Source organism: Tissierellales bacterium, assembly GCA_025210965.1.
Lineage (GTDB): Bacteria > Bacillota > Clostridia > Tissierellales > JAOAQY01 > JAOAQY01.
The window spans coordinates 1-3,148 of record JAOAQY010000193.1; the positions used below are offsets into that span (position 1 = coordinate 1).

Here is a 3,148-nt window from a genome sequence, read left to right on the forward strand (position 1 = left end):
AGAAAAATATACGCAATATCAAATTTCTTCCATATAGCATATATCAAACTACTGATGATTATCCCTATGATAATTTTGGACTTCATATGCTTAATTACTACTCCTTTTTTGGTAATACTGTCGACTGTCAAAAAATATAGCGCAGGCGCTGAGCTAGCGTTAATGGCTGTTTGAGCATCTTTAGCTACAAAATAAACGATACCTAGAATCAATATATACAAAGTACCCCTTACATGATTTTTATCCAAAAATCTTTCTTTTCGCTTGTCTATATTTGCATTCAATCCGCTACCCTCCTGTAACTTCCCCCATGTATCTTTTTAATTCGACTTTTGATTTTCTTGTCGCTCTATCTGGTATATGTTTCAAAACACTCTATACTTTCTTGCTGATTTTCTATTTTATTTAGCGCTATTAGAGATCTGTGTATATTTTCAAATATCTTTTTTTCGGAGCTGTGTATATGTATATTATATATTTATTTTTTATTATGGGCAATGTCAGGTTTTGTAAGTAACAAAAGAGGTTCTAAATTTAGGGATACTACAGCAGGACACGTCTTAACAATTTTAAAATGATGGTAGGCAAGAAAGGTTACGAATTTCAACACATCACGTGTTAAGGTTAAATAACACTCGTTTCACCGTTTGTTTAGAATAAAGACTGTCAAGTAATTGGTGTAAATATTCTGAAATTTAATATTTAAAGATTAGTCATAGCCCTTATAAAGGCTATGACTTTTTTGAATATCAATTTTGTATTTTTCAATTTGATTTATATAAATTTGCTCTCAGCAAGCACAAGGTTTGAATAAAATTAAACTAATTTCAAAATAGTACAATCTCTTATTTTTTGAGTCTAGTTATATATAACATCCATAGTTACTAAACACATCATTAAAAAAAAGATTTATCTGTTGTAAAGTTGCTTTTAGTTTTAGCTACTTTAAACCTAACTATCTATTAAAGCTTTCACCAGCATTTGTTAGCATGCATAATATAATTATATTCATAATTTTAATACAATTTATTCTACTTTTCATTGTAACATTTAAAGATCGAATCAACTAGTCTAGTTCCAGTCGAAACTAGTCTAGATAATACTCTCAGTTGTTCTTTACATGCAATGCTTGATGTTTCTTTTGGATAATTAATACTATGACTAATTTCACCCCAAACCTCTTCAAATAAAGTTCGCACTTGTATTTCACAAGTAGTTTTAGTAGCTTCATTATTTGGTTTTATAACATAATGAACACTCGTATAATACGTTTCTTTTAACTCCGTTTTTATACCTAATTTTTCATAAAATTCTTTCGATTCCGGATCCCATGTAAAAGCCTTTGGTTCCTCTACTAATTTCCAGTCCTTAACTTCCTCAACTTTATCCATTATCACTTTATGAATTTCTATGAACTGTTCTTGATGAATATGAAGTATTCTCACTCCAGCCAAATCATTAATTTTATCAAATAAGTTTTCTACATTTATTATTTCATGATTCTTCCCTTTTCTATCTATTTTATCTTTTAAGTGATCTGAATCTTTAAGCCTAGATTTTATTGAATGTACAATTGGTTTCTCTGGATTATTCAATATTGGGTGTTTTGAAAAAAATGTGCTAATTTGATTCAAAAACATTTCTAATTCAAATTGATTTTCTTTTTTATTATAGAAATTAATAACTTCATCGATACTATTTTTATTCTCTATCAAATTAAATAGCCTCCACTCTTTCAATAAAATCTTTTGCAAATCTTTTATATTTTTCCTTAGTTCCTTTATATTTATTATGACTACCATTATTAACTACTATAGAATGTTCTTCAAGAAATTTCTTGTCTTTTTTGCTATAAGTTGACGGTACTTTCCACATAGGACATCTTAATGCCTGTGACATTGCAGGAAATGTATTATGTGTATGCATTACCGCTTTATCTCCAATAGGCTTGTCCCAATTTTCAATAGGTATCCTATTTTGCTCCTTTATATATTTTGCTATAACAAGTGGAATTCTTTCTGCATAGGAAAAATGTGCTTTAGCTAAATCATATTCATTTTGATCTTTAGTGTATTTTTTCGCATTATATATAGTGTATCCTATGAATTGAACAAATTTGTTGGGAAATTTTTTTCTTTTTTCACTAGATATCAACTTATAAATTGTTTCAAACTCTATTCTCCACTGTTCTAAAGAATTTCCTATATTTTGAATTCCATAAAGACTAAACATATCTGGTTGTGCTGGTACGAAAAATCCGTCAACCGTAGATATTATAACTTTATTTAATATTCCAAGACTCGGAGACGTATCTATTATAACATAATCATACTTCCTCTCTTTCGAATAAGCTTCGCATATTCGTCTAATATTTGTAATAGTTCGAATGCTTAAATTATCACTTTGATAAGCACCACTCCATCTTTCCGCTATTTTATTCTCATATTTATGAATTGAAAGCCTTCCTGGTATTAAATCCACATTTTTGTATAAAGAAACTGGTGGTGGTAACTCATCAATTTCATTTAGCCCATCCTCAGCTGGTTTAAGCAAAAAATGTACTGATCTTGGTTTTTTTATGATTTTATCAAACAATTCTTTTTTACTAGTAGCTTCAGCAAAATCATCAATAAATAGATCTTCCTCTTTCCATAGATCATGCAAACATTCTTCTTCCATTCCATAAATTGTAAGATTACATTGCGGGTCCAAATCAATAAATAAAATTTTTTTATCCATTTCCGCTAGAATACATCCTAAATGATATCCTAACGTTGATTTTCCAACGCCTCCTTTATTATTGAATACTGATATTATTTTCATATAATTACCACTCCTTCTAACTCTAATTTAATTTAACAAAATAAATTTCAAAAACTTTCGTTCACTTTTCACTCTGAATTATTAACATATAAACATCTTGCTAATACCTTTATAGTATACTACTATTTTTATATTTTGTTAATTAATATTATTTGTAACCGTTTAGGTTCTATACTATACTCTATCTTAACTTTCAAGAGATTATTTTATGTGTTATAATATAAATTGTTAATTTTTATAATAGCAATTATAAAGAAAGGATGTCTTATCAAATGAACAAACATCTCGACAATGTAATAGTATATTCTCTAGTCATACTCGTACT

The 3,148-nt window shown here is 28.3% G+C and carries 3 protein-coding genes; all 3 read right to left on the bottom strand.

What is annotated here, in order from left to right; translation table 11 throughout:
• Positions 1–284 (bottom strand): hypothetical protein (locus N4A40_14120; protein ID MCT4662989.1); only part of this gene is annotated, 284 nt, incomplete at its 3' end.
• Positions 285–1,031: 747 nt separating this feature from the next.
• Positions 1,032–1,715 carry a RelA/SpoT domain-containing protein gene (locus N4A40_14125; protein MCT4662990.1) on the bottom strand — a complete coding sequence of 228 codons (684 nt, stop codon included), beginning with the start codon at positions 1,713–1,715 and terminating at the stop codon, positions 1,032–1,034.
• Position 1,716: 1 nt separating this feature from the next.
• Complete coding sequence (locus N4A40_14130) at positions 1,717–2,823, bottom strand: AAA family ATPase (GenBank protein MCT4662991.1); 1,107 nt, start codon at positions 2,821–2,823, stop codon at positions 1,717–1,719.
• Positions 2,824–3,148 lie beyond the last annotated feature (325 nt).